Genomic DNA, 23542 nt, shown 5'->3' with positions numbered 1-23542 from the left:
TCTGTTGGCCTTCCTAAAAATACCCTTGCCAAACGCTGATTTGAGGTATTTTATTGCGTAAAATCCCCTTTTGGAGAAACGCATTTGGCCGACGAACTTGATCCAATCGACGCCCGCATCCTCGACATCCTGCAGCAGGACGCCGGCCTGTCTGTCGCCGAGGTCGCCGATCGCGTCGGCCTGTCGGCCTCGCCGTGCTGGCGTCGGATCAAGAGACTGGAGGATAGCGGCCTGATACGCAAGCGGGTCACGCTGCTGGACGCGGCCCTGCTGGGCCTGGACTTCGAAGTCTACGCCATCGTCAAGCTGAGCCTGCCCTCGCGCGAGAACCTCGACATCTTCGAAGCCGCCGTCGCCAACTGGCCGGAAGTGGTGCAGTGCGCCACCATCACCGGCCGCGAGGATTACGTCCTGCGCATTATCACCTCGGACATGCACGCCTTCGACCAGTTCCTGCGCGACAAGCTGCTGACGCTGGGCATCGTCTCCGACTGCGCCAGCCATATCGTCACGCGCGGCGTGAAGAACGTCACCACCCTGCCGCTGGGCATCATCACCCCCCACGTCAGCTAAGACCTGCTTTCCTCCCCGCGCAGTGGGGAGGGGGACCGCGAAGTGGTGGAGGGGCGGCGTAAACGCCAGCCGTCGAGTCGCCCCTCCGTCACGGACGCCAGCGCGTCCGCGCCACCTCCCATGGAATGGGGAGGAAAGTTTGCCGCCTCATCGACCAGACCCTATCTTGCCTTCAGGTAGTGCAGGGAAGCCGACATGATCGAACTGGTGATCGACGCGCGCAGGAAAGACCTCGGCGGGTTCGAGGTCGGGCGGGTCCTGCCCTTCCATTCGCACCGGATGGTCGGCCCCTTCATCTTCCTGGACCAGATGGGCCCGGCCGAGTTCGCGCCCGGCGCCGACGCCATCAATGTGCGGCCGCATCCGCACATCGGCCTGTCGACCCTGACCTATCTGTTCGAGGGCGAGATCATGCACCGGGACAATCTGGGCTACACCCAGGCCATCCGTCCCGGCGAGGTGAACTGGATGACCGCCGGGTCGGGCATCGTCCATTCCGAACGCACCGATCCGCTGAAGAAGGCGCAAGGCGGGCGGATGCACGGCATGCAGGCCTGGGTCGCCCTGCCGCTCGACAAGGAAGAGATCGCCCCCTCCTTCACCCACCTCGGCGAGGACGCCCAGCCGACCTATGAGAACAACGGCCTGTTCGCGCGCCTGGTGGCGGGCGAGGCCTTCGGCGCCAAGGCGGGCACCCCGGTTCAGTCGCCGCTCTTCTACGTCCACTGGGAAATGGCCCAGGGCGTCCGCGCCGCGCCGCCGCCGCCGCGGGCGAAAGGCGGTTACAGCGAACGCGCGCTGTTCGTGGCCAAGGGGCTGATCGAGGTCGACGGCCGCACCTTCCACGCGGGTCAGATGGTCGTCCTGTCGGCCCAGGCCGAGCCGACCATTACGGCGCTTCAACCCTCCAGCGTCATGGTCCTGGGCGGCGAGCCGGTGGGCGAGCGGCTGATCTGGTGGAATTTCGTCGCCTCGACCCAGGACCGTCTGGATCAGGCCAAGGCCGACTGGAAGGCTGGCCGCATGAGCCTGCCCGCCGAGGACGCGCTGGAGTTCATCCCTCTGCCGGACGAACCCGCCCTGGCCACCCGCTCGCCGGAGCCCGTCGAACCCAAGCCGACCGACCCGGTCTAGGGGCGAGGTTGTTGCGGAACGCGCGGGCCTTCACGCGGCGTTAGTTTCATTTGGGATACCAGAGTTCTGTCGTTCGGCGAGGGGCTGAGCGTTCAATCCTTGGGGGATCCTATGAGACTGAAGACGATCGCAGCGCCCTTGATGGCGCTCTCCATGACGGCCTGCGCCACGGCGCCGGACAAGATATCGGCGGCCTATGTCTCGCCGCTGCAGTACCAAGGCTATGATTGCAACCAGATCCGCCTGGAACTGATGCGCATCGGCCAGCGCGTCGACGAGGTCACGGGCCATCAGCGCCGCCAGGCCTCCAACGACGCCTGGGCCATGGGCGTCGGTCTGGTCCTGTTCTGGCCGGCCCTGTTTTTCCTCGCGGGCGGCAACGACAAGAAGGAAGAGCTTGGGCGCCTGAAGGGCGAGTACGACGCCCTGCAGTCGGCGGCGGTGCAGAAGCAATGCATGAACCAGCCGCCGTCAACGGGCGCCTATGCGAGCCGCACGGAATTGGCGCCTCCGATGCAGCCGGGGGCAAGCCAGCCCTGACGACGGTTTCCAGCGACGGCGGCCCCAGGGGCCGCCGTCAGCGCCCATGAACGGCACATAACTGCAAAGTTTGGGGCCGTTCAGTCCCAGCGGCGCATTGAGGGTCCGTACATATGTACCGGAGGCTCTCCCATGACGATCAAATCCACCCGCGCCATCCTGTCCGTCGCCCTGGTCGGCGTCTTCGCCGTCTCGGCGCCGCTGGCGGCCTCGGCTCAGCCGCAAGCGCAGAACCGTCCGCAGGCCCAGCATCAGTCGACGCCGCAGCCCTATATGCAGCAGCGGCCGAACCAGGGCCCGGGCCACGTCCAGCAGCGCCCCTCGGCCCCGGCTCCGTCCCACAACGCCCAGCACCGCCCTGATCAGGGTCAGCATCAGGCCAACCGCGCCGGTCGCTATCGCATCACCTCGACGGTGAACCTGCGCAGCGGCCCCGGCGCCCACTTCCGTCGCGCCGGCCAGGTCCGCGCCGGGCGCGTCGTTCAGGTCGATCAGGTTCGCGGCAACTGGCTGCACATCCGCAATCAGGGCTGGGTCAGCGCCCAGTACGCCCGCCGCGCCTGATCGGCCGGGCTGATTGATCGAGGCCCGCTCCGGTTCGCCGGGGCGGGCCTCTGTCGTTTCCGGGACCTAAAGCCCGCGCAGGAACCCGATCAGCGCCGCGTTCACCGCCTCCGCCCGCTCCTGCTGCAGCCAGTGGCCCGCGCCGGGCAGGACGACCTGGCCGCGCAGGTCGGTCAGCCAGTCCTTCTGCGCTGCCTCGTGCGGGCCGGCGTAGTGGCGGACGGGGTCGCGTTCGCCGACGAGGAAGAGGGCGGGCTGGGCGATCTTCTGGCCTTGCAGGAAGCCGGTCAGGGCCCAGTTGCGGTCCAGGCAGCGATACCAGTCCAGCGGCCCTCTGAAGCCTGACGCTGTGAAAGCGGCGACGTATTCGGCGAAATGCGCCGCGCTCATCCACGGCGGCAGGGTCGCCTGGTCGGAGATGCTGTCGAGCAGGGATACGCCCTCCGGTATGAAGCCGGTCGACTGGTCCGCGTCGGCGGTGGCGCCGTCATAGGCCCAGAACATCTTGCGCAACGCCGTCGCCGGATCGGCGTCCAGCGCGACATGGGCTTCCGGCGACTGGAAGCGGTTGATGTAGAGGTCGCCGAGACCGGCGCGTTTCGTGATCGCCGCCATCGCCGCGGTCGGCGGTCCCTTGGGCCGGCGCGGCTGGAACGGCACCGACAGGCCGACCACCGCGCGGAACACGTCCGGCCGCATCAGGGCGCAGTGCCAGGCCACCGCCGCGCCCCAGTCGTGGCCGACGACGACGGCCTGCTCCTCACCCGGCGCCCGGACCAGATCGACCATGTCGCCGACGAGATGCAGGATGGTGTGATCCTCCACATCGGCCGGTTTGTCGGTCCCGCCATAGCCGCGCATGTCGGGGGCGACGGCGTGGAGGCCGGCCTCGGCCAGGGCCTGAACCTGCGCCCGCCAGCTGATCGCAAGCTCCGGAAATCCGTGGAGCAGCAGGACCAGCGGGCCTTCTCCCGCTTCGATCACCTGTTGCGTCAGGCCGTCGGTGGCGATGCGGCGGGTCTGCATGGGCGGTCCTCCCTGTCAGCCGCAGCCTGGCCCGCTTTTCGGCCTCTGGCGAGAGGGACGAACGTTCCCGTTCCGTTTCGCCGCGCGGGGCGCTATGGATCGGGCGTGACCGACGTCTCCGCCCCTTCCACCGTCCAGCCCGCGACAAAGGTCTGGGCCGAGCTGCCGCCCGCCCTGGCCACCCCGCCGGGCGCGGGGGCGATCTGCGACGCCTCTGGCGCGAAGAAGATCGGGCGCGGGGCGGCTGAAGGCGTCTTCACCGGCGGCGCCGTCATGGTCGCCCACGCCAGCCTGACCGCGCGCCGTCTGGGCCTCAGCCCGCCGCCGCGCTCGACCGACATGCTGGACGTGCTGGAACTCTATGCCTTCGTGCGGCCCGCCAAATTCTGCGCGCCCTCGCCGTCGGGACTGGCCTTGGCCCTGGGCCGTTCGGAGCCCAAGGGGGCCGAGGCGCAAGCCCAGGCTTTGCGCGACGCCGCCGCCGACCTGCTCAACGAACTGACCGACCCCGCCTATCCGGGACGCGAGGACGCCTACACCCTGGCCGGGACGCTGGACCGGGCGGGCTGGTCCTGGGGTTCGCGCGTGCTGGCGGCGCTGCAGGCCGGACCCCTGCGCGACCGGCGCGAGCGCGGCACGGGTCTGGACGTCTGGTCTCGCCTTCAGGAGTGGGAGGACGAGGCCCCGCGCGGCGAGGCCGGCTCGGCCCCCGTCGACAGTGAGAGCGCCCGCATCCGTCTGGACAAGCTGCTGCAGGCCTCGGGTCTGGACGAGACGCGCCCGGCCCAGTCCGACTACGCCGCCGAGGCCGCCTACGCCTTTTCGCCCCGAAACGAAGAGGGTCGTCCGCGCGTCCTGCTGGCCGAGGCGGGGACCGGCACCGGCAAGACCCTGGGCTATCTGGCCCCCGCCAGCCTGTGGGCCGAGCGCAATTCGGGGGCGGCCTGGGTCTCGACCTACACCCGCGCCCTGCAACGCCAGATCGACCGCGAAAGCCGCGCCCTGTGGCCCGACGAGGCCGAGCGCCGCAAGAAGACGGTGGTGCGAAAAGGCCGCGAAAACTACCTCTGCCTGTTGAACCTTCAGGACATGATGCAGGCGGCGCAACTGGGCAACGGCGACTTGATCGGCATGGGTCTGGCCAGCCGCTGGGCCGCGCACAGCCGCGACGGCGACATGACCGGCGGCGACTATCCCGGCTGGCTGCCCGGCCTCTACGCCGCCGCCCCCAGCCATCAGGCCAGCCCGGCCAATCTGGTCGACCGGCGCGGCGAATGCGTCCACGCCGCCTGTCCGCATTACCGCCTCTGCTTCGTCGAGAAGACCATCCGCGCCAGCCGCCGGGCCGACTTGGTCGTGGCCAACCACGCCCTGGTCATGACCCAGGCCGCCTTCGACGGCGCCCGCTCGGCGCGCGGTCAGAAGCAGGACGGCGAGACGGCGGCGCTGAAACGCATCGTCTTCGACGAGGGCCACCACCTGTTCGACGCCGCCGACAGCGCCTTTTCCGCCTGCCTGTCGGGTCAGGAAGCCGCTGAGCTGCGCCGCTGGATCCGCGGCCCCGAGGGGCGCGGCCGTCGCGGGCGCGGGCTGGAGCAGCGTCTGGGCGACCTGTGCGCCGACAACGAGGCCGCCGCCCAGGCCCTGAAGGACGCCATGCGCGCCGCCGCCGCCCTGCCGGGCGAGGGCGTCTCGGGCCGCATCGCCCCGGCGTCCGGCGAGATCAACCCCATCGGCCCGATCGAGGCCTTCCTCGTCGCCGCGCTGGAACAGCTGCGCGCCCGCAGTCAGGAGACCGGCGGGACCGAGTTCGGGCTGGAGTGCGCCCTGCGCCCCGCCACCGAGCCGGTGCTGGAGGCCGCCCGCGCCGCCGCCCGCGCCATCGCCGCCGTCGAGGCGCCCCTGCTGGCCCTGTCGCGCCACCTCGAGGACATCCTCGACGAGGAGGCCGCCGAGCTGGACGGCGCCGCCCGCGCCCGCATCGAAGGCGCCTTGCGCGGCATGGACCGGCGCGCGCGCATGACCCTGCCGGGTTGGCGCTCCATGCTGGCGGCGCTGGAAGAGGGCGGCGACGAACCCGATCCCGATTTCGTCGACTGGCTGAGCGCCGAGGCCGCCTTCGGCCGCATCCACGACGTCGCCCTGCGCCGTCACTGGATCGACCCGACCGTGCCGCTGGAAGCCGCCGTCATCATGCCCGCCCACGGGGTGCTGATCACCTCGGCCACCCTGTCGGACCCAGCGGCCGACGACCCGTTCTCGCTGGCCCGGATGCGCACCGGCGCGGCCCGCCTGATCGAACCGGCGCGGACGCTGAAGGTGGACAGCCCCTTCGACTACGCCGCCAACAGCCGCATCATCGTCGTTAACGACCTGATGAAGGACGACCCGCGCCAGATCGCGGCGGCCATGCGCGAGCTGTTCCTGGCGGCGGGCGGCGGCGGCCTGGGCCTGTTCACCGCCATCCGCCGGCTGAAGACCGTCTATGAGCGACTGGGACCGGACCTGGCCAAGGCCGGCGTCCCCCTCTACGCCCAGCACGTCGATCCGCTGGAGGTCGGGGCTCTGGTCGACGTCTTCCGCGCCGAACAGGATAGCTGCCTGCTCGGCACCGACGCCGTGCGCGACGGGGTGGACGTGCCCGGTCGGTCCCTGCGCGTCCTCGCCTTCGACCGCGTGCCCTGGCCGCGTCCCGACCTGCTGCACAAGGCGCGGCGCGAACGCTTCGGCGGCAAGGGCTATGACGACGCCCTGGCGCGCGGCCGCATCGCGCAAGCGTTTGGCCGTCTGATCCGTCGCGCCGACGACAAGGGGGTCTTCCTGATGCTGGACGCCGCCTGTCCGACCCGCTTGTTCGCCGGCCTGCCCCCCGGCGCCGAGGTCCAGCGCATGGGTCTGGCCGAGGCGGTGGAGCTGACCAAAAGCTTCTTGAATCTCGAGGCAAGCTGAAGCCTCTTTCTTTCGTCATCCTCCGGCGAGCGGAGCGAGACCGGGGGACCCAGCGGCGCCGAAGGCGACCTTCACTGCAAGCGCGGCGCCCGCATCTTTCGCCTAAGGGCGCCGCTGGGTCCCCCGGTCGGCGCCGCTGCGCGGCTTGCCGGAGGATGACGAAAGAGATGAGCGCTGCACCCTGTCGCGTCATCGTCTATCTAGAGCGTCACGCCTCAAGCTGACTGAAGCCCATGTCCAAAACCACCCCCGCCACCCTCGCCCTGACCCAGGCCGGCGTCGCCTTTGAACTGTTCCCCTACGCCTACGACCCCGACGCGCCGCGCGTGGGGTTGCAGGCGGCCGAGGCTCTGGGCTGGGCGCCGGAGCAGGTGTTCAAGACCCTGATGACCCTCGTGGACGCCAAGCCCGCCTGCGTCATCGTCCCGTCCGACTGCGAGGTCAGCATGAAGAAGCTGGCGGCGGCCATCGGGGCTAAGTCGGCCCAGATGATGAAGCCCGCCGACGCCGAACGCCTGACCGGCTACAAGGTCGGCGGCGTCAGCCCCTTCGGTCAGAGGAAGGCCGTGCCGACCGTGATGGACGAGACGGCCATCCTGTTCGACCGCATCCTGATCAACGGCGGCCAGCGCGGCCTGCTGCTGGGCCTCGCGCCCGAGGACGCGGCGCGGGCGGCGGGGGCGAAGATGGCCGATCTGACGGCCTGATCCGCGCCTCCCTTGCGGACGTTGCGCCTATCGACCCGCGCCAATCCCCATGAAACATCAGGATTGGCCGATCCCGGAGCGAGAGTTCCAGCCCGCCTCACGCCCCGTGCAAGATTGAGCGTCCGGTCTTTGACATCACCGCTCCCCCATCCCTCTCCCGGCGGGAGAGGGCTTGAGCCTCGGAGAGCCGAAGGCGATCCGCCAGGCGAAAGGGTGAGGGGCTCACCTATCCGTCGGCGTAAGCCGCCGCGCCACGGCTTACGCCGACCGACGCCGACGACCCTCATCCGGCCCTTCGGGCCACCTTCTCCCAACGGGAGAAGGACGCGGATACGCCCCCTCCGCCATTGCACGAATTGCACTGTTTTTTTCTGGCGCCGTACAAGCGCCATCCCCCCGGCGGCCTCCACGCCTTGATCCTTGGTCCCGCCTCGGTCCTTGGTCTATGTGAGGCGTCGACACCGGAGACTCCATGACCGACGCCCACGCCGCCCCCGTGCATCACAGCCGCAAGGGACTGATCATCCCCTTCGCCATCGCTTTCGTCGGCCTGGCGCTCTGGACCGGCTGGTGGTTCTTTCTGACGCAGCAGATCGAGACGAAGCTGGAGGGCCGCATCGCCCGGCTGGAGCAGTCGGGCTGGACCGTAAAACACGCGGGCGTCACCACCACGGGCTGGCCGCTGCGGGCGCGGGTGGCCATGAAGCACGTCGATGTCGTCGCTCCCTCGGGCCACGCCGTCGCCGCGCCCGAGATCGTCGCCGAGGCCAACGCCTACAACCCGGCCAAGTGGGTCATCGCCGCCCCCGAGGGCCTGGTCCTGACGCGCGGCGCCAAGGGCAAGGTGGCGATCCGCGCCGAGACCATCCGCATGAGCCTGCACGGCCTGACCCAGCGCTGGCCCAATGTCGTGGTCGAACTGGTCAAGCCTGTCTTCACGGCCCTGCCGGACGCCGAACCCTTCCCCCTGGCCAAGGCGGGCCTGATCCAGTTCTACATGCGCCCCCACCTCGCAGGCTCGAACACGCCGACCGACGACGTGGACGTGCTGTTCCGTCTGGTGGACGGCGAGGGCCGCCCCCATGGTCCGGTCGAGGGCCTGACCCAGTCGGGCAAGCTGGACGCCCAGGTCGAGGCCGTGATCGAAAAGGCCAGCGCGCTGAAGGGCGCGGACGCCGCCGGCCTGCTGTCCGCCTGGACCGCCGCCGGGGGCCGCTTCGTCGAGGTGAAGGGCCAACTGGGCGCAGGCGAGAGCAAGACCTTCCTGTCCAGCCCTGCCCTGTCGGCGGACGACAAGGGCCGTCTGGAAGGCGAGGTCTTCCTGCGTGCCGAGAAGCCCTTGGCCGCCATCGTCGGTCTGGCCGGGGCCCAGCAGGGCGGGGCGATGGACCGCGCCGCCGCCGCCCGGGCTGCCGCCGCTACGCCGCAAGGCGGGACGGGGACCGAGGGCCAGGCCGTCGATCTGGTGCTGAATTTCAAGAACGGCCGCACCTATCTGGGGCCCTTCGCCCTGGCCCCTGCGCCGCAGTTGTTCTGATGCTGGTCGAACCGCCCGAGGACGCGGAGCGTCTGGCCCTGGACCGCGCCCTGATCGCGGCGACCCGCGCCCGCATCAGGGCCGGGGCGCGCGCCTCGACCGACGCCGACGCCATCGCCCTGCGCGAGCTGCTGCGCGACATTCCGGCGACGGAACGCCCGGCCCTGCGCGCCGTCCTCGGCCGTATCGAGGCCGCGACGGGTCCGGCCCTGGCTGTCTGTGGGCCGCTGTCGCAGGCGCTGGCCGCCGACCGCTGGGGCCTGATCGGCCGTCCGGTCGCCGAGCCGGATCAGGCGCTGGCGACCGCGCGGCAAGGCGGACGCGCCCTGATCGACCTCGGCGCCCGGCCCTGGTGGGGACGGCTGCTGGCCCTGCCCATGCTCAAGGTGATCGCCGCCCTGCCGGACGATGCGGCGGGGGCGCCGCGCGCCCTGCTGGTCTCGACCGAGGCCCCCGGCCCGACCGGCGACGACCGCACCTTCTGGGTCACCGACAGCGCCGCGTCCGACGCCCGCATCGTCGCCGCGCTTGGCGAGGCGGGTCTGATCGCCGGCCCCCTGGCGGCGGGCGGCGGCTTGAAGCTGTTCGTTCTGACAGGCTATGTGCAGGCCGAGGACGGGCGGTTGATCGACGCTCCCGGCCAGATGAGCGGCGTCATCGGCGCCGCCCCCGTTTACTAACCTTCTTCCGAGGATGACGCCCATGACCGACGCGACCAACACCGCGCCCGCCCCCAAGCCCGGCATCCTCGACATCGCCCCCTATGTCGGCGGCAAGGGCTCCATCGCCGGCTTCGCCGAGCCGATGAAGCTGTCGTCGAACGAGAACGCCCTGGGCGCCGGCGAGAAGGCGCGCGAGGCCTACGCCGCCGCGCTGAAGAACATCCACGTCTATCCCGACGGCCGCGCCGGCAAGCTGCGCGAGGCCGTGGCCGCCCACCACGGTCTGGAGCCCGAGCGCCTGATCTTCGGCAATGGCTCGGACGAGGTCTTCGCCCTGCTGAACCAGACCTATCTGCAGCCGGGGGATAACATCGTCGCCGGCCAGTACGGCTTCCTCGCCTACCGCATCTCGGCCAAGGCCTGCAGCGCCGAGGTCAAGCTGGCGCCCGAGCCGAACATGAAGACCGAGGTCGAGGCCCTCCTCGAACAGGTCGATGAGCGGACCCGCATCGTCTACGTCTCCAACCCGTCGAACCCGACCGGCAGCTGGAACTCGGGCGAGGAGATTCGCCGCCTGCACGCCGCCCTGCCGTCGCACATCCTTCTGGTGGTGGACGAGGCTTATGCCGAGTTCGTGGTCGAGCCGGACTGGGAATCGAGCTTTGGTCTGGCCCGCGACGCGTCCAACATCGTCGTCACCCGCACCTTCTCCAAGATCCACGGCCTGGGCGGCCTGCGCATCGGCTTCGGCTACGCCCCGTTGGCGGTCGAGCAGGCAGTGGACCGCATCCGCCTGCCGTTCAACGTCTCGGTCCCGGGCCTGGACGCGGCGACGGCCGCTCTTGGCGACGAGGCGCACCAGAAGGCCTCGCGCGACCTGGTGCTGGACTGGCGCCCGCGCCTGACCCAGGCCATCCGCGGCTTCGGCTTCGAGGTCTTCCCCTCGGCGGGCAATTTCGTCCTGATCCGCTTCGCGGACGAGAAGCGCAACGCCGCCGCCGCCAGCGACTACCTGAACTCCAAGGGCATCATCGTGCGCCCCGTCGGCGGCTACGGCCTGCCCGACTGCCTGCGCATCACCATCGGCACCGAAGACCAGAACCGCGCCGTGATCGACGCCCTCAGCGAGTTCGCCGCCACCTGATCCGGATCAGAGCAGGGCTGTGGACGCCGTTTCGATGCGGTGTTCCAGCTCGGCCATGAAGTCGGCCCGCTTCAGACCCGCCGGGATGGGCGGCAGGAATTCGAAGACGATGGTGCCGGGATAGCGGCGGAAGCCGTGGGCGGGCCAGTACACGCCCGAATTGGTGGCGATGGGCCAGCAGGGGCTGTTCAGGTCGCGATACAGGGCGGCGATGCCGGGCTTGTAGTCGGGGGCGGCGCCGATCTCGCCGCGCGTGCCCTCGGGGAAGATCAGGATCTGGCGCCCCTCGGCGTGACGGGCGCGGGCCTGACGCACCATGTCCTTCAGCGCCTTGGAATGGGCCGAACGGTCCACGGCGATCATCTTGGTCTTCCAGGCGAACCAGCCGAAGAAGGGCAGGGCCATCAGCTCCTTCTTCATGATGAAGCAGGTGTCGTCGAGGAAGGAGAAGGGGGCGATGACGTCCAGCATCCCCTGGTGCTTGCAGGCCAAGAGGGCGGCGCCGGTCGGGCGATGCTCCAGGCCGCGCACCTCGACCTTGATCCCGGCGATCCAGCGCAGGCCGAACAGGACGAATTTCGACCAGGACTTGATGACCCAGACGGCGGCGCCGTGCGGCATCAGCAGGGCCGGCGACAGGCCGACGGCGAAGATCACCATCGACAGATAGAGCCAGACGACAAAGATCAGGGAGCGGATGGTGGTCATTCAGGCGGCCTCGGGCTGGGAGGGCGGCGCTGATCGTTCCGGGTGCTCGCCGGTCAGCCGGTGCATCCCCTCGCGGCCCAACACGGCCAGGTATTTCATATATTCGAGCGTCATCCGTCGCGCCGTCACGGCGGCCCGCCACCAGCGCGAATTGTCCAGCGACGGGGTCGAGACGGCGTAGGGCGTCAGCTTGACCCCGGGCGCGGCGCCGCGGATTTCCAGCAGGCTGCGCGGCATATGGTAGTCGGAGGTGACGACGATCAGGCTGTGATAGCCCTTGGATCGGGCCCAGGCGGCGATCTCCTGGGCGTTGCCGACCGTGTTCTCGGCTTCGAAGCCCAGATCGACACAGCAGTTGAACAGTCTGGTCGAGCCGGGGGTCAGGGCGCGCAGTTCCTGACGACGCACGTCGCGGTTGACGCCCGAGATCAGCACCCGGCGGCCCTTGTCCTGCTCCAGCAGGCGGATGGCGGCGTTGACGCGCTCGGCCGAGGGGCCGGTCAGGGCGACGATGGCGTCGGCGCGCACGGGCTCGGGCGCGGGCGTCAGGCTGCGCACGCGCTCGGCGAAGGCGAACAACCCCACCAGCCACATCAGCGCCACCACGGCGATCAGCGTCAGGAACTTCATGATGCCTAACTAGCCACGACCGCCCAGCTTCGCCAGCGCCGTGAAGCGGGCGGCGAGCAGGGCGACGCCGAAGGCCAGCACAGGACAGGCGATCAGGATCAGCAGGTCGGAAAAGGCCAGGGGAAGCGCCGGGGTCAGCCCGCCCTCGCCGCCGATCAGCCGCAGCAGGGCCAGCAGCAGGGCGGCGACGCCCGCGCCCATGGCCCCCGCCGCCGCCGCCAGCCCGCCGAAGCGGCGCTGGAACAGACCGGCGACATAGCCGTCCGAGGCGCCGTTCAGGCTCAGGGTCTCGATCACCGACCGCTGCGCCGCGAGCCCCGCGCGGGTGGCGTAGGCGATGGCCGCCGCCGTCGCCGTGGCGATCATCAGGAAGGCCGCCCCCGCCAGCGCCGTGATGACGCCAGCCGCCCGCTCGACCTCGCCGCGCCAAAGGCTGTGGTCGTCGACGCTGGCGTCCAGTCCCGCCTCGGCCAGGGCGCGGCTGAGTGTTGGGGCGCTGGCGGGTGACTTCGGGTCCAGCCGCACCGTGACCAGATAGGGCAGGGGCAGGTCGGGCAGGGCCGCCTCGCCGACCCAGGGGCGCAGCAGGGCCTCGGCGGCCTTGCGGTCCATGGCCTCGGCCTCGGCCACGCCCTTGATCCCGGCCAGGACCTCGGCGGCGCGGGCGGCGGCGGTGGGGCCGGTCTCATCGACGCGGGGGCGGACCTGAACCGTGGCCTCGGCCCGCAACTGCCGCGCCCAGCCGTGGGCGGCGCGGTCGGCGGCGAGGGCCCCGACGGCGGTGATCGAGGCGAGGAAGCACAGCACGGCCACGACCACGATCAGCCAGCGCTCGCCGCCCGCCTCGCGCGACAGCAGACCCGGGCCGCGGGTGAACAGGGCGCGGATCACGCGGCTTCTCCCGTCGGTTCCATCTGGGTCAGGCGTCCGCCCTCCAGCCGCATCACGGCTGCGCCGACGCGCTCGGCCAGGGCCTCGTCATGGCTGGCGATCAGGACGGTGGCGCCCAGCTTGTTCAGCGACTGGAACAGCCGCATCAGCTTCTCGCCCATGGCGCGGTCGACGCTGCCGGTCGGTTCGTCGGCCAGAATCAGGTGGGGGCGGGTGATGACGGCGCGGGCGATGGCCAGCCTCTGCTTCTCGCCGCCGGACAGGGCCGGGGGCAGGGCGTGCATCCGCTCGCCCAGGCCGACCCAGCGCAGCATCTCCTCGACGTCGGCGGCGAAGTCGGCGGGCCGGCCTCCCGCCAGCATCAGCGGCAGGGCGGCGTTGTCGAAGGCCGACAGATGGTCCAGCAGGCGGAAATCCTGAAACACCACCCCCATCCGCCGCCGGAACGCAGGCACGCCGCCGCGCGGCAGGTCGGTGACGTTGCGTCCGAACAGACTGATTCGTCCCGCCTGGGGCCGTTCGGCCAGGGTCAGCAGCCGCAAAAGCGAAGACTTGCCCGCCCCCGACGGTCCGGTAAGGAAGTGGAAAGAGCCCTGCGTCAGACTAAGGTTAATGTCGCGCAGGACGCCGGGCCTGTCCGCATAGCCGAAACCCACGCCCCGCAGGCGGACGGTGTCGGGCGCGGAATCGGGGTCGGCGGCGCGTCGGGTCGAGTGTGGCATCAGTTTTTCGTATTGGACCGGGGGCGTTGCGGGCGCCTCGACAGGAGGGGGCGTCGAGCCTCGCAGTCAGCCGACATGATACTGACCTGCCCCGCCTGCGCCACCAGCTATTTCGTTCCCGATGAAGCGATCGGTCCGAACGGCCGTCGTGTGCGCTGCAAATCCTGCGGCCACGACTGGCGCGTGAGCCTGGAGGACGAGCCTCTGGAGCTGTCCGCCGCCACGGAGGAGCCTGTCGTCGAGGCGGCCGGTTTCGGCAAGCACGATGAAACCCCCGACAGTCTGGCCGAGACCCCCGCCCCCGAACTTCCGCGCGCCTTCCGCGCCAAGGCCGAGCAAAAGCGCCGGATGCGCCGCGCCGCTGCGCAGGGCGCCGCCTGGGCCGCGCTGGCCGTGATCCTGCTGGCGCTGATCGGCGTCGCCTTCGTCTTCCGGCTGCAGATCGTCCAGGCCTGGCCGCAGGCCGCCGCCGTCTACAAGGTCGTCGGCGCGCCGGTGAATCTGGCCGGACTGGAGTTCGAGGCCGTCGGCGCCCGCACCGCCGCCAATGATCCCGGCAAGGTCATGGTTTCGGGCGCCCTGCGCAATATTCGCGACAATGAAGTCGTGGCCCCGCCGGTGCGCGTCGCCCTTCTGGACGCCGGCGGCGCCGAGATAGGCCATCGCATCGTCCGGCTGGAGGCGGCCCCCGTCCTACCGGGCAAGGTGCTGGGCTTCGCCGTCGTCATCCCCGACCCCGAGCGCAAGGCGTCCGGCGTCGGCGTTGATTTCGTGATGGAACCCCGGCGCACGGCGAAGGCCGCCGCCCCGCCGCCCGGGCCCCCCATCGAACAGGCCGACGCGCGCTCGACCCGCCCTCCCGCCCGCCGTGCTCCGCCCGCGCAGGGCGAAGGCCTGCGTCGCGCCACGGCCTTTGATCTGACGCCGCGCGACGCGACCCCCCTCGACAGCGGCCCCGCCCAGGGGCTATCCGCCGTGAATGGCTGATCAAGACCCGGCGCCCGCCCCCACGGTTCTCTTGCCGCAATCCGAGATCGAGGCGATCGTCGCCGATCTCGCGCGGCGTATCGCTCCCGTCATCGACGACGAGACGGTGGCCGCCGTCCTGCTGACCGGCGGGCTGTGGTTCGCCGCCGACCTGACCCGCGCCCTGTCGCGCCAAGGCCGCCATGTCCGCTTCGACGCCCTGTGGCTGGCCTCCTACGGCGACGAGACGACCAGCCGCGGCAAGATCGACGTCTATGCCCCCTTCCAGCGCCCCATCGCGGGCAAGCGGGTGCTGATCCTCGACGACGTGTTCGACACCGGCCTGTCGCTGGCCGAGGCGGTGCGGATCACCAAGGAAGCGGGCGCGTCGGAAGTCCTGACCTGCGTCTTCGCCCGCAAGCCCTGGCCCGAGGCGCGCGCGCCCGAGCCGGACTTCGTCGGCTGGGAGGCCCCCAACCGCTTCCTCGTCGGGTACGGCCTGGACCATCGCGGCGGCCTGCGCGGCCTGCCGGATATCTGCGCGCTGGATTAGGGCGCGAACCCCAGTTGCACTGTGGAATGAAAAAAACAGTGCAATTCGTGCAATGCGGGAGCGCCCGAGGCGAAGGCGATTCGCTGAGGCAAAAGGGTGAGGGTGGTCAGTCGGCGTGAGCCGACGCGCGGCGGCTTCGCCGAAGGATGCCGACAACCCTCATCCGGCCCTGCGGGCCACCTTCTCCCATCGGGAGAAGGGACGGAGCGAGCCGAAGTCCTGAAACGGGCGGCGGCGGGCGGTGATGTCAAAGACCGCGCGTAGTGTGGCGCGCTCCGTGACCCAGGCTGGAATATCGGCTTCAGAACCGTTCAATCCCTTTGGTTCATTGGGATTGGCGGGGGTCGATGTGAGCGGAAACCCTAGTCTCGCAGCCACTCCGCCAGGGGTTCGCGCGCGAACATCTGCTCATAGGTCGGGCGGGGGCGGATGACCGCGTGGAGCTCGCCATCGACCAGAACCTCGGCCGCCAGCGGACGGGTGTTGTATTCGCCGCTCATCACCGCGCCGTAAGCCCCCGCGCTCATGAAGACGACCAGATCGCCCGCTGCGAACGGCGGCAGGTCGCGGTCGCGCGCGAAGGTGTCGCCGGTCTCGCAGACGGGGCCGACCACGTCATAGGGGACCATCTCGCCGTCGCGCGGCGCCACGGCCTTCAGGTCGTGGAAGGCGTCATAGAGGGCGGGGCGCATCAGGTCGTTCATCGCCGCGTCCAGCACCAGGAAGCGCCGCCCATCGGTCCGTTCGTTGACCTGGATGACCCGGCTCAGCAGCACGCCCGCATTGGCGGCCATCAGCCGGCCCGGCTCGAACGCCGCCTCGACGCCCAGGCCGTCCAGCACCCGCGCCGCCATGGCGACATAGTCGGCGGGCGAGGCGGTCTCCGCGTCGCCGTAGTAGGGCACGCCCAGACCGCCGCCGAGGTCGAGGCGGGTGACGCTGTAGCCGTCGGCGCGCAGGGTCTCGGTCATTTCCCGCAGCACGCGGAAGGCGTTCTCCAGCGGCGTCAGATCGGTGATCTGGCTGCCGATATGGCAGGCCAGGCCGACGGGGGTGACGTGGGGCGAGCGTGATGCGCGGGCGTAGAGGTCGAGCGCCTCCTCGACCGGCACGCCGAACTTGTCGCCCGCGCCGCCGGTGGTGATCTTGGCGTGGCCGCCGGCGCCGATCTTGGGATTGACCCGGATGGCGATGGCCGGAGACGCGGACTTGGCCGCCGCCACGGCGATCAGCCGGTCCAGTTCGGCCGAGGATTCGACGTTGATCTGGCGCACGCCGACCTCGATGGCGAAGGCCAGTTCGGCGTCGCTCTTGCCCACGCCGGAGAAGATGATGCGTTCGCCGGGAACGCCGGCCTTGAGCGCCCGACGGATCTCGCCCTCGGACACGGTGTCGGCGCCGCAGCCCAGCTTCGCCAGCGTCGCCAGCACCGACAGGTTGGAGTTGGCCTTGACCGCGAAGGCGATCAGGGCGTCGCCCAAGGCGTCCCGATGCGCGGCGCAGGCGTCGCGCAGCAGGCCGTAGTGACGGCGCAGCGTGGCCGAGGAATAGACATAGGTCGGGGTACCGACCTCCGCCGCCAGTGTCTCCAGCGAGACGCCCTCGGCGTGGAGCACGCCGTCCTTCAGGTCGAAATAGTGCACCGGGCGAGGAGTCCTGGGGCTAGAGAGGCAGGGTCAGGCGCGCGGGGTGGGCGGCTTGCTGAAGGGAGTCGGCGAGCCGTTGTCGATCGGCACCTCGCTGGGCGGGCGGTTGAGCGTCGCCGGGTCGGGCATTTCGGGCGCGTCCGCGTCACGCGGGGCGCGCTCGGTCTGGCGCGGGGTCGCGCCCGGGGCTTCCAGGTCGGCCATGCGCCCGCAGCCCGACAGCATCAGGGCGGCGGCGCCCGCGAGGATCAGGGTCTTTTTCACAGGCGGTTTCTCCAATCGGCGATGCGCGCGCGGACCTGTTCCGGCGCGGTGCCGCCGAAGCTCTGGCGGCTGGCGCAGGAGGCTTCGGGCGTCAGAACCTTGTACACCTCTTTGGTGATGCCCGCGTCCAGGGCCTGCAATTCTTCCAGCGGCAGATCGCCCAGACCGACGCCCAGGGCCTCGGCCCGCTTCACCGCGGCGCCGGTGACGTGGTGCGCCTTGCGGAAGGGCAGGTTCAGTTCGCGCACCAGCCAGTCGGCCAGGTCGGTGGCGGTCGAGAAGCCGGCGCCGGCGGCGGCGGCCATGCGCGGCGTGTTGGGGATGATGGCGGAAACCATGGCCGTCATGGCGGTCAGCGCCAGATCGAGGGCGTCGAAGGCCTCGAACACCGGCGGCTTGTCCTCCTGCATGTCCTTGGAATAGGCCAGCGGCAGGCCCTTCATCACCGTCGACAAGGCGACCAGCGAGCCCATGATCCGGCCCGTCTTGGCCCGCACCAGTTCGGCGGCGTCGGGGTTGCGCTTCTGCGGCATGATGGACGAGCCGGTGGTCAGGTCGTCGGGCAGGGAGGCGAAGCCGAACATCGGCGTCATCCAGACCACGATCTCCTCGGCCAGACGCGACAGGTGGCCCGCCGCGATCGAGGCGGCGGCCAGGCTTTCCAGGGCGAAGTCGCGGTCCGACACGGCGTCCAGCGAGTTGGCCATCGGCCGGTCGAAGCCCAGGGCCTGCGCCGTCATGTGGCGGTCGATGGGGAAGGGCGACCCGGCCAGGGCGGCGGCGCCCAGCGGGTTCTCGTTCATGCGGGTGCGGGCGTCATTGAAGCGGCTCGCGTCGCGGCCGAACATCTCGACATAGGCCATCAGGTGGTGGCCGAAGGTCACCGGCTGGGCCGTCTGCAGGTGGGTGAAGCCCGGCATCAGGTCGCCGGCGTGCTGTTCCGCCCGGTCCAGCAGGGCCGCTTGCAGGGCCTTCAGCTGTTCGACGGTGCGGTCGCAGGCGTCGCGGACCCAGAGGCGGAAGTCCGTCGCCACCTGATCGTTGCGGCTGCGCGCCGTATGCAGACGTCCCGACGGCTCGCCGATCAGCTCCGACAGGCGGGCCTCGACGTTCATGTGGATGTCTTCATAGGCGTCGCGGAAGGGGAAGGTCCCGCCCGTGATCTCGCCCTCGATGACGTCCAGCCCGCCCAGGATGGCCTCGGCGTCGGCCTGGGCGATGATGCCTTGCTTGGCCAACATGCGGCAATGCGCCCGCGAGCCCGCCAGGTCCTGCGCCCACAGGCGTTTGTCGACGCCGATGGAGACGTTGATGGCCTGCATGATGTCTGCGGGCTTGGCGCTGAAGCGCCCGCCCCATAGAGACTGACCTTGCGGGGTGTTGGAAGGCGTGTCGGACATGAGCGGCTCTAAACGGACTTTGGCGGGCGTGGCGACGGCGTTGCTGCTGATCGGGGTGATCGGCGGCGCGGCGCTGCTATACGCCAATCGGCACGGCGGGGGCAAAGAGTCCGCGTCATCCGCTCTGGCCGTTTACGCCCAGGGTTCGCTGTCCAAGCTGGTGACGCCGGCGCCTGAACCTGCGCCCGACTATGTCTTCAAGGACGCCGAGGGCCGCGATGTTCGCTTTGCCGACTTCAAGGGCAGGGTGGCGGTGGTCAACCTGTGGGCCACCTGGTGCGCGCCCTGCAAGATCGAGATGCCGACCCTGGCGGCGCTGGCCAAGCACTATGAAGGGCGCGACGACTTCGCGGTCGTGACCGTCAGCATGGACGTGGACAAGGCCGTGCCCGAGGCCCGCGCCTTCATCGCCGAGCACCCGCCGCTGACCTATTACGCCGATCCAAAATTCCAGCTGCCGTTCGAGTTTCCCGGCAAGGGGGCCATGCCCCAGACGATCCTGCTGGACCGCCGGGGCCATGTCCGCGCGGTTCTGACCGGCGAGGCCGACTGGGCCAGCAAGGAGGCGACGGCTCTGGTCGACGCCCTGCTGGCCGAGAAGTAGATCCTTCTCCCTCAAGGGGAGAAGGAAATCAGCCCCAGGGGCGGAAGTGTTTCGACAGCTTGAGCCCCTGGCTCTGGTAGTGGCTGCCGCCTTCGCCGTAGAGGCGCGACGGGCGTTCCGTCAGCGGCTCATAGACCAGGCGGGCGACGATCTGACCGTGTTCCAGCAGGAAGGGGGTGTCGTGGGTGCGAACCTCCAGCACGCCCTTGGAGCCGGCGCCGTGGGCCTCGTCCGTGCCGAAGCCCGGGTCGAAAAAGCCGGCGTAGTGGACGCGGAATTCGCCGACCGAGGGGTCGATCGGGGTCATTTCGGCGGCCTGGTCGACCGGGATCTCGACGGCTTCGCGCGAGGCCAGGATGTAGAACTCGCCCGGATCCAGGAGCAGTTCGTCGCGGCGCAGGATCAGCGGCTCCCAGAAGTCGCGCGGGTCGTGGCCGTCGATATGGTCCATGTCGACGACCCCGGCGTGGCGACGGCCGCGGAAGCCGACGATGCCGCTTTCGCCCGCTTCCAGATCGACGCCGACGCTGCGGGTCTCCAGCTTGGGCGGGTCGCCGGCCTTGAGGCGCAGCTGGTTCAGCCGGGTGCCCGGCTGGACCAGGATGGAGAAGGTCTGGGGCGCGATTTCCAGATAGAGGGGGCCGTCATAGCCTTCGTCCACGTCGTCGAAGCTGCCGCCCTGATCGGTCAGCAGACGGACGAAGACGTCCACACGGCCGGTGGAGCTCTTGGGGTTGGCGCGGGCGTTCAGGCCGCGCGGCAGGCTGAGCCGCTCCTGCAGCCGGGCGATATAGACGCAGCCCTTTTCCAGCACCACGCCGCCCGACAGGTCGACCGCGTGCATGGCCACGTCGGCGATGCGGTCCTCGACCTTGCGCTGGCCGGGCAGGAAGGAGGCGCGCACCCGCCAGGCCTGGTTCGACAGCCGCAGATCCAGGCTCGCCGGTTGCACCTGATCGTGATCGAAGGGGGTGTCGGACCGGATCGCGCCGGTCGCGATCAGGGTCTCGATGCTCTGAAAGGGCAGAATGCCGGGCTGGGAGGGAATCTCGAAGATGCTCATGCCGTCCTGTCTCACACGGATTTTTCCGCCTGTCTCGCTTCGGAATGCGACATCCGACGCGACAGACGGGTTGAACCCCGAGGTCGGCGGGCTGCATATAGCCTATGCACGCCGCTCCTGCCTATACCGCCGAGACCGAAGGCGTCGTCGTCCGCGTCCGCCCCTCCTATCTGGCGGGCCAGTCGGACCCCGAGGGCGGGCGCTGGGTCTGGGCCTATCAGATCGAGATCGTCAACCTGACCGGCGCATCGGTGCAACTGGTGGCGCGGCGCTGGACCATCACCGATGCCTTCGGTCGGGTCGAGGAGGTGCGTGGTTCGGGGGTGGTCGGCGAACAACCGGTGATCGAGGCTGGCGACAGCTATTCCTACGCCTCCGGCTGTCCGTTGGGCACGGCGTCCGGCTCGATGGTCGGGGCCTATTACATGACCGACGTCGAAGGCCGGATGTTCGAGGCGGCCATCCCGGCCTTCAGCCTGGACGTGCCGGATGCGCGGCGGGTGCTGAACTAGGGGCGGCGACCTTCCACCCAAAGAAAAACCCCCGCCAGGCGGCGAGGGCGATAGGGCTGCGTCAACCCGGATGAACCGCAGCCCCAGCCTTGTTCCCGTCCAGCGAACCGGACGGGAGAAGCTAGATGCGGGCGCTCAAGCAGCGAGCGACCGCGTCGCGAGCGATAGCGCCCCTAGATGTAACGGCGAAGCGAACGCGCCAGTTCGGTGGCGCCGTCCTTGGTCGCGCCGCGACGGACTTGCGGCTGGTAGGCGACGCGGGCGTGTTCGCCGCAATAGACGTTTTCCGTGGCGCGACGGCCGCAGAAGCTGAACTCGCGCGACGACGGGTCGCCGATCGGCCATTTGCACATGTGGGCGCCGAGGGTCATCACCGTGGCCGTGCCCGGCAGTTCGGGCATGGGCGCGGGGGCCGAAGGCTGGACCGCCATGACCGGACGGGGCGCGGCGGCCTCGATGCGGCGCGGGGCCGACGGGGCCTGAACCGGCGCGGCCGGCGCGGCGGGGCGCGGACGGGCGGCGCGGAACGTGGTGCGCGCCGGTTGCGAGGGCGCGGCCCGGCCCGACAGGCCCAGGCGGTGCACCTTGCCGATCACGGCGTTGCGGGTCACGCCGCCGCCCAGGGTCTTGGCGATCTGGCTGGCCGATTGGCCTTCCAGCCAGAGCTTCTTCAGCGCGCCGACGCGGTCTTCAGTCCAGCCTGCGGTCATGGCCACCCTCCCGGGGAAGTCGGATTCAATATCTTGGGTCGCCGGCGGGTTTCCCTGCCTCGACCTGCTACTAATCGTAAAGCAGCCCTTAAAACACGCAAGATGTGGCAATTCAGCTGTCCACAGAAACCACATGTAGTGTGGTTAATGTCCCGTTTTGACTCAGTTTTGAGTTCGCTCGACGAACGTCGGGCGCCTTGCGAAACCAGCTTCGCGGGCGCATCTGGGCGCCTATGAAGACCGATCTCGCCTCCACACGCCCTTCCGGCCTGCCCCAGCCGCGTCGTTACGACGGGATCAACTGGGTGGGTCTGCGCACCCTCTACCTGCGCGAGGTGCGCCGCTTCTGGAAGGTGGGCGCGCAGACGGTGGCGGCCCCGGTGGTGACGACCCTGCTCTACATGCTGGTCTTCGTGGTGGCGCTGAAGGGCGCGCGGCCGCCGCTGCACGGAACGCCTTTCGCCGAGTTCGTGGCTCCCGGCCTGATCATGATGGCCATCCTGCAGAACGCCTTCGCCAACGCCTCGTCCAGCCTGATCCAGGCTAAGATCATGGGCACGGCGACCGACTTCCTGACCCCGCCGCTCAGCCCGCTGGAACTGACCATCGGCTTCACCCTGGGGGCGGCGACACGCGGGGTGGCGGTCGGACTGGTGACGGCCCTGTGCGTCCTGCCCTTCGCCAAGCTGGGCGTGGCCAACCTGTTCCTGATCGTCTGGTTCGGCCTGATCGCGTCCCTGCTGATGGGGATGATGGGCGTGCTGGCGGGTCTGTGGTCCGAGAAGTTCGACCACCTGTCGGCGGTGCAGAACTTCGTGGTCATGCCGATGACCTTCCTGTCGGGCACCTTCTACCTGATCGACAGCCTGCCGGAGCCCTTCGCCAGCATCAGCCGCTTTAATCCCTTCTTCTACCTGATCGACGGCTTCCGGTCGGGCTTCATCGGCCACGCCGAGGGGAATTTGATGATCGGGATCGTCATGAGCGGCGTGCTGACCGTCCTGATGGGCGCGGCCTGCTGGCTGGTGTTCCGCTCGGGCTGGCGTCTGAAGAGCTGAGCCGTTAGGCAGGACCAAACGCCCCCTGGGGAGGGGGATGGGAGGTTCTTCATGCTGTTTCGATCCATTCTCGCGTCCGCCGTCGCCGCCGCCGCGCTTCTGTCCACGCCCGCCGCCGCTCAGGACGCGGCAGCGCTGAAGACGCAGGTCGGCGCCTACGTCCAACCGTCCAACGCCGAGCGGATGACCGTCCTGCTGGGCCAGCTGCGCGCCGCCGGGTTCAGCCCGACGGTCGAGACCTTCGCGGGCGGCGGTCGCGGCGCGCCGATGCAGGGCTCCAACGTCGTCGTCACGATTGGCGATGGTCCGAAAGAAATCCTGCTGACCGCCCACTATGACGCGGTGAAGCTGCGCGACGGGACCATGTCGCAGGGCGTGATCGACAACGCCGGGTCCGTGGTCTCCGTGATCGAGGCGGCCAGGATCCTCAAGAGCAAAATTCAGGCAGATGGGCCGCTGGCCCACCGCGTCCGCGTCATCTTCTTCGATCAGGAAGAACTGGGCCTGATCGGCGCGCGCAAATGGATCGAGGCGCACGGCATCGCCAACGTCGCGGCCGTGGTGAACTCCGACGTGGCCGCCTATGGCGACACCATGATGTACGGCCAGAACAACGGGGCGCAGTCGGCCTTCGTCACCCGCGCGGTGCAGGAACTGTGCGCCGAACGCGCCCTTCAATGCGTCGGTTTCCCCGAGTATCCGCCGTCCGACGACCGCGCCTTCTCGGCGGCGGGCGCGCCGGTGGTGTCGCTAGGCTTCCAGGATCAGGTCGGCGCCCACCAGATGTGGCTGGCCTTCAATGGCGGCAAGGCGAACGGTCTGGCCGAGGGCTTCACGCCCCAGGTCTTCCGCCTGATCCACTCCAAGGACGACGCCGTCGAGGCCGTCGAGGGCGCGACCATCGCCACGGCCGGCGCGACCTATGCCGCTCTGATCCAGAAGCTGGACGCGCAACTGCGCTGACGGCGGTCGGCGCGGT

At 69.8% G+C, this 23542-nt stretch carries 25 protein-coding genes; 15 read left to right on the top strand and 10 right to left on the bottom strand.

The features are described from left to right. Positions 1-84 precede the first annotated feature (84 nt). The 4 genes from AB4Y68_RS06440 to AB4Y68_RS06425 all read left to right on the top strand — a co-directional run bounded on the left by AB4Y68_RS06440 (position 85) and on the right by AB4Y68_RS06425 (position 2811). Positions 85-573 (top strand): Lrp/AsnC family transcriptional regulator, encoded by a 489-nt coding sequence (locus AB4Y68_RS06440; protein WP_441454679.1) that lies wholly within the window; start codon positions 85-87, stop codon positions 571-573. A gap of 195 nt (positions 574-768) precedes the next feature. Further along, a complete protein-coding gene (locus AB4Y68_RS06435; RefSeq protein ID WP_441454678.1) occupies positions 769-1707 on the top strand; it encodes a pirin family protein in 939 nt (312 codons plus the stop codon). 111 nt (positions 1708-1818) lie between these two features. After that, the gene (locus tag AB4Y68_RS06430) at positions 1819-2247 is read left to right on the top strand and encodes a hypothetical protein (protein ID WP_441454677.1); all 429 of its coding nucleotides are present in this window, start codon (positions 1819-1821) and stop codon (positions 2245-2247) included. A gap of 132 nt (positions 2248-2379) precedes the next feature. Beyond that, entirely contained in the window at positions 2380-2811 is a 432-nt protein-coding gene (locus AB4Y68_RS06425) for an SH3 domain-containing protein (RefSeq protein ID WP_441454676.1), read from the top strand. 66 nt (positions 2812-2877) lie between these two features. Here the strand turns inward: AB4Y68_RS06425 and AB4Y68_RS06420 are convergent, their stop codons facing one another. Further along, a complete protein-coding gene (locus AB4Y68_RS06420; protein WP_441454675.1) occupies positions 2878-3837 on the bottom strand; it encodes an alpha/beta fold hydrolase in 960 nt (319 codons plus the stop codon). 273 nt (positions 3838-4110) lie between these two features. Here AB4Y68_RS06420 and AB4Y68_RS06415 point away from each other — a divergent pair, with 273 nt between their 5' ends. From AB4Y68_RS06415 to hisC, 5 genes are all read left to right on the top strand, one after another. Further along, positions 4111-6786, top strand: coding sequence for an ATP-dependent DNA helicase (locus AB4Y68_RS06415; protein WP_441454759.1), 2676 nt, complete (start codon positions 4111-4113; stop codon positions 6784-6786). Positions 6787-7019: 233 nt separating this feature from the next. Beyond that, a complete protein-coding gene (gene ybaK / locus AB4Y68_RS06410; protein ID WP_441454674.1) occupies positions 7020-7493 on the top strand; it encodes a Cys-tRNA(Pro) deacylase in 474 nt (157 codons plus the stop codon). Between the two features lie 472 nt (positions 7494-7965). After that, on the top strand, positions 7966-9030 hold the full coding sequence (locus AB4Y68_RS06405; RefSeq protein WP_441454673.1) for a DUF2125 domain-containing protein: 1065 nt from the start codon (positions 7966-7968) through the stop codon (positions 9028-9030). Beyond that, the gene (locus AB4Y68_RS06400) at positions 9030-9710 is read left to right on the top strand and encodes a hypothetical protein (protein ID WP_441454672.1); all 681 of its coding nucleotides are present in this window, start codon (positions 9030-9032) and stop codon (positions 9708-9710) included. Before AB4Y68_RS06405 ends, AB4Y68_RS06400 begins: the two co-directional genes overlap by 1 nt. A 22-nt stretch (positions 9711-9732) precedes the next feature. Further along, positions 9733-10836, top strand: coding sequence for a histidinol-phosphate transaminase (hisC, locus tag AB4Y68_RS06395; RefSeq protein ID WP_441454671.1), 1104 nt, complete (start codon positions 9733-9735; stop codon positions 10834-10836). Between the two features lie 6 nt (positions 10837-10842). On the opposite strand, the gene AB4Y68_RS06390 is transcribed toward hisC, so the two are convergent. Genes AB4Y68_RS06390 through AB4Y68_RS06375 form a run of 4 tightly spaced genes read right to left on the bottom strand, consistent with a single transcriptional unit; the run spans position 10843 to position 13787 of the window. Next, positions 10843-11544: a lysophospholipid acyltransferase family protein gene (locus tag AB4Y68_RS06390; protein WP_441454670.1), complete on the bottom strand. Its 702-nt coding sequence runs from the start codon at positions 11542-11544 to the stop codon at positions 10843-10845. Then, the gene (locus AB4Y68_RS06385) at positions 11545-12174 is read right to left on the bottom strand and encodes a YdcF family protein (RefSeq protein ID WP_441454669.1); all 630 of its coding nucleotides are present in this window, start codon (positions 12172-12174) and stop codon (positions 11545-11547) included. A gap of 9 nt (positions 12175-12183) precedes the next feature. Further along, on the bottom strand, positions 12184-13065 hold the full coding sequence (locus AB4Y68_RS06380; protein ID WP_441454668.1) for a cell division protein FtsX: 882 nt from the start codon (positions 13063-13065) through the stop codon (positions 12184-12186). Then, entirely contained in the window at positions 13062-13787 is a 726-nt protein-coding gene (locus tag AB4Y68_RS06375; protein ID WP_441454667.1) for a cell division ATP-binding protein FtsE, read from the bottom strand. The genes AB4Y68_RS06380 and AB4Y68_RS06375 overlap by 4 nt, the downstream gene beginning before the upstream one ends. Before the next feature lie 75 nt (positions 13788-13862). Between AB4Y68_RS06375 and AB4Y68_RS06370 the strand changes: the two genes are divergently transcribed. Continuing rightward, the gene (locus AB4Y68_RS06370; RefSeq protein ID WP_441454666.1) at positions 13863-14774 is read left to right on the top strand and encodes a DUF3426 domain-containing protein; all 912 of its coding nucleotides are present in this window, start codon (positions 13863-13865) and stop codon (positions 14772-14774) included. Continuing rightward, entirely contained in the window at positions 14767-15306 is a 540-nt protein-coding gene (locus tag AB4Y68_RS06365; RefSeq protein WP_441454665.1) for a phosphoribosyltransferase, read from the top strand. Before AB4Y68_RS06370 ends, AB4Y68_RS06365 begins: the two co-directional genes overlap by 8 nt. A 362-nt stretch (positions 15307-15668) precedes the next feature. Here AB4Y68_RS06365 and lysA read toward each other — a convergent pair whose 3' ends face one another. The 3 genes from lysA to argH are packed head-to-tail and all read right to left on the bottom strand — an operon-like array spanning position 15669 to position 18616. After that, a complete protein-coding gene (lysA, locus tag AB4Y68_RS06360) occupies positions 15669-16949 on the bottom strand; it encodes a diaminopimelate decarboxylase (protein ID WP_441454664.1) in 1281 nt (426 codons plus the stop codon). Positions 16950-16982: 33 nt separating this feature from the next. Further along, the gene (locus AB4Y68_RS06355; protein WP_441454663.1) at positions 16983-17216 is read right to left on the bottom strand and encodes a hypothetical protein; all 234 of its coding nucleotides are present in this window, start codon (positions 17214-17216) and stop codon (positions 16983-16985) included. Further along, positions 17213-18616, bottom strand: a complete 1404-nt coding sequence (gene argH / locus AB4Y68_RS06350; protein ID WP_441454662.1) for an argininosuccinate lyase — start codon at positions 18614-18616, stop codon at positions 17213-17215. The genes AB4Y68_RS06355 and argH overlap by 4 nt, the downstream gene beginning before the upstream one ends. Here argH and AB4Y68_RS06345 point away from each other — a divergent pair. Next, positions 18615-19220, top strand: coding sequence for a TlpA family protein disulfide reductase (locus AB4Y68_RS06345; protein ID WP_441454661.1), 606 nt, complete (start codon positions 18615-18617; stop codon positions 19218-19220). The two genes, argH and AB4Y68_RS06345, sit on opposite strands and share 2 nt — an antisense overlap. A 28-nt stretch (positions 19221-19248) precedes the next feature. On the opposite strand, the gene AB4Y68_RS06340 is transcribed toward AB4Y68_RS06345, so the two are convergent. Beyond that, entirely contained in the window at positions 19249-20283 is a 1035-nt protein-coding gene (locus AB4Y68_RS06340) for a 2'-deoxycytidine 5'-triphosphate deaminase (protein ID WP_441454660.1), read from the bottom strand. Between the two features lie 104 nt (positions 20284-20387). On the opposite strand from AB4Y68_RS06340, the gene apaG reads away from it, so the two are divergent. Further along, entirely contained in the window at positions 20388-20795 is a 408-nt protein-coding gene (apaG, locus tag AB4Y68_RS06335; RefSeq protein ID WP_441454659.1) for a Co2+/Mg2+ efflux protein ApaG, read from the top strand. A gap of 173 nt (positions 20796-20968) precedes the next feature. On the opposite strand, the gene gcrA is transcribed toward apaG, so the two are convergent. Continuing rightward, complete coding sequence (gene gcrA / locus AB4Y68_RS06330; protein ID WP_441454658.1) at positions 20969-21505, bottom strand: cell cycle sigma 70 cofactor GcrA; 537 nt, start codon at positions 21503-21505, stop codon at positions 20969-20971. Positions 21506-21738: 233 nt separating this feature from the next. On the opposite strand from gcrA, the gene AB4Y68_RS06325 reads away from it, so the two are divergent. Further along, positions 21739-22563: an ABC transporter permease gene (locus AB4Y68_RS06325; RefSeq protein ID WP_441454657.1), complete on the top strand. Its 825-nt coding sequence runs from the start codon at positions 21739-21741 to the stop codon at positions 22561-22563. Between the two features lie 51 nt (positions 22564-22614). Next, positions 22615-23526 (top strand): M28 family metallopeptidase, encoded by a 912-nt coding sequence (locus AB4Y68_RS06320; RefSeq protein WP_441454656.1) that lies wholly within the window; start codon positions 22615-22617, stop codon positions 23524-23526. The last annotated feature ends 16 nt before the right edge of the window (positions 23527-23542 follow it).

The organism is Brevundimonas sp. 2YAF1 (assembly GCF_052114745.1).
Taxonomy (GTDB): Bacteria; Pseudomonadota; Alphaproteobacteria; order Caulobacterales; family Caulobacteraceae; genus Brevundimonas.
This window is presented reverse-complemented; position numbering and strand designations above follow the sequence as displayed.

Bases quoted from the DNA above. Each gene is read 5' to 3' on its own strand.
- AB4Y68_RS06435 (WP_441454678.1), top strand. From the start codon at position 769: ATGATCGAACTGGTGATCGACGCGCGCAGGAAAGACCTCGGCGGGTTC.
- ybaK (WP_441454674.1), top strand. From the start codon at position 7,020: ATGTCCAAAACCACCCCCGCCACCCTCGCCCTGACCCAGGCCGGCGTC.
- AB4Y68_RS06340 (WP_441454660.1), bottom strand. From the start codon at position 20,283: ATGAGCATCTTCGAGATTCCCTCCCAGCCCGGCATTCTGCCCTTTCAG.
- AB4Y68_RS06365 (WP_441454665.1), top strand. From the start codon at position 14,767: ATGGCTGATCAAGACCCGGCGCCCGCCCCCACGGTTCTCTTGCCGCAA.
- AB4Y68_RS06430 (WP_441454677.1), top strand. From the start codon at position 1,819: ATGAGACTGAAGACGATCGCAGCGCCCTTGATGGCGCTCTCCATGACG.
- AB4Y68_RS06375 (WP_441454667.1), bottom strand. From the start codon at position 13,787: ATGCCACACTCGACCCGACGCGCCGCCGACCCCGATTCCGCGCCCGAC.
- AB4Y68_RS06415 (WP_441454759.1), top strand. From the start codon at position 4,111: ATGGTCGCCCACGCCAGCCTGACCGCGCGCCGTCTGGGCCTCAGCCCG.
- AB4Y68_RS06425 (WP_441454676.1), top strand. From the start codon at position 2,380: ATGACGATCAAATCCACCCGCGCCATCCTGTCCGTCGCCCTGGTCGGC.
- AB4Y68_RS06390 (WP_441454670.1), bottom strand. From the start codon at position 11,544: ATGACCACCATCCGCTCCCTGATCTTTGTCGTCTGGCTCTATCTGTCG.
- hisC (WP_441454671.1), top strand. From the start codon at position 9,733: ATGACCGACGCGACCAACACCGCGCCCGCCCCCAAGCCCGGCATCCTC.
- AB4Y68_RS06370 (WP_441454666.1), top strand. From the start codon at position 13,863: ATGATACTGACCTGCCCCGCCTGCGCCACCAGCTATTTCGTTCCCGAT.
- AB4Y68_RS06345 (WP_441454661.1), top strand. From the start codon at position 18,615: ATGAGCGGCTCTAAACGGACTTTGGCGGGCGTGGCGACGGCGTTGCTG.
- AB4Y68_RS06320 (WP_441454656.1), top strand. From the start codon at position 22,615: ATGCTGTTTCGATCCATTCTCGCGTCCGCCGTCGCCGCCGCCGCGCTT.
- AB4Y68_RS06405 (WP_441454673.1), top strand. From the start codon at position 7,966: ATGACCGACGCCCACGCCGCCCCCGTGCATCACAGCCGCAAGGGACTG.
- gcrA (WP_441454658.1), bottom strand. From the start codon at position 21,505: ATGACCGCAGGCTGGACTGAAGACCGCGTCGGCGCGCTGAAGAAGCTC.
- apaG (WP_441454659.1), top strand. From the start codon at position 20,388: ATGCACGCCGCTCCTGCCTATACCGCCGAGACCGAAGGCGTCGTCGTC.
- AB4Y68_RS06420 (WP_441454675.1), bottom strand. From the start codon at position 3,837: ATGCAGACCCGCCGCATCGCCACCGACGGCCTGACGCAACAGGTGATC.
- argH (WP_441454662.1), bottom strand. From the start codon at position 18,616: ATGTCCGACACGCCTTCCAACACCCCGCAAGGTCAGTCTCTATGGGGC.
- AB4Y68_RS06385 (WP_441454669.1), bottom strand. From the start codon at position 12,174: ATGAAGTTCCTGACGCTGATCGCCGTGGTGGCGCTGATGTGGCTGGTG.
- AB4Y68_RS06400 (WP_441454672.1), top strand. From the start codon at position 9,030: ATGCTGGTCGAACCGCCCGAGGACGCGGAGCGTCTGGCCCTGGACCGC.
- AB4Y68_RS06325 (WP_441454657.1), top strand. From the start codon at position 21,739: ATGAAGACCGATCTCGCCTCCACACGCCCTTCCGGCCTGCCCCAGCCG.